The 1121-nt window shown below is 25.6% G+C and carries 1 protein-coding gene; it reads left to right on the forward strand.

Translation table 11 applies throughout. The features are described 5' to 3' along the window. Positions 1-142: 142 nt before the first annotated feature. Complete coding sequence (locus Q0370_RS03660; RefSeq protein WP_299572271.1) at positions 143-1048, forward strand: magnesium transporter CorA family protein; 906 nt, start codon at positions 143-145, stop codon at positions 1046-1048. The last annotated feature ends 73 nt before the right edge of the window (positions 1049-1121 follow it).

The raw sequence follows: 1121 nt of genomic DNA on the forward strand, positions 1-1121 counted from the left end.
TAATCAAAATATTTGAAAAATAATTTAGCTAAATGATTATGAATTAGCTAACAAATAGCACTATTATAAAAATTTATTTCTATTAAAAAATGGGATTTAGTATAATATAAATAGAGTGAAATAAAAGCTTAGAAAGGTAATTATGATAAAAAGAATAGATACGAAAAGTGGGAAAATAATTTCTTATGTCTACAATCTGAAGGATGAAGATTATAAAATTTTATCAGAAAGATTGGAAATTGATGAAGAGAAGATAAAGAATGTTATTGACGAGGAAATTTTTACTCCAAGAATTTCAAAATCAGACTGGGAGATTTATAAACTGTATTACCCAGCTGTTAAAAAATCTACAAAAGATAAAGAATTTACATCATATGAGATTAATCCGATTGTAATTTTTTTTAAAGAAGATAAAATTGTTATTTTAGATGACGATTATTACAACGATTTTTATCAATTTGTTGAAGAGTATGCCAAATTAAGAGATGAAGTTCTTGAAGAAAATCGTTTTTTTCTAAATATGCTTCATAAAATTTCTCAAAGCCTTTATAAATATGTAAGAATTTTGATTGGAGAGCATGACAAGATAGAAACTGTTTTGAGGGAACAGCAAAGTAACGAAAAATTAATTTCTCTTGCGGAAGTAGAACAAGGATTTTATGTTTATAATATTGCATTGAGAAATTTGGACTATGTTGTTGAGAATTTGAAAGAAGATGAGCAGTTTGAACAATATGAAGAATATATGACAAGAATTTTACAGGAGATAAATTTTACGCTAGACTTATCATCTTCATACTGTGAAATCTGTAAAACTACAAGAGAAACATATTCATCGTATATTGGAAATAATATGAATATCACAATGAAATTTTTAGCTGCAGTAACAATATTGGTTACAGTTCCAAATATGATTTTTGGATTTTATGGAATGAATGTGAAGTTGCCGCTTCAAGATATGGGATTTTGGGCATTAGTAATAATTTTTATAATAATGATGTTGCTAATGCTAGTTTTGTGGAGATATATGAAAAAGAAAGTTTTATAGTAAAACTGCTTTAAAACAAAACTCAAAAGTTATGACTATTTTACTCAAACCCTAAATTTATATAATTTTTAGT

The sequence above is a fragment of the uncultured Leptotrichia sp. genome, assembly GCF_938036635.1.
In the GTDB taxonomy this organism is placed as follows: Bacteria; Fusobacteriota; Fusobacteriia; order Fusobacteriales; family Leptotrichiaceae; genus Leptotrichia; species Leptotrichia hongkongensis.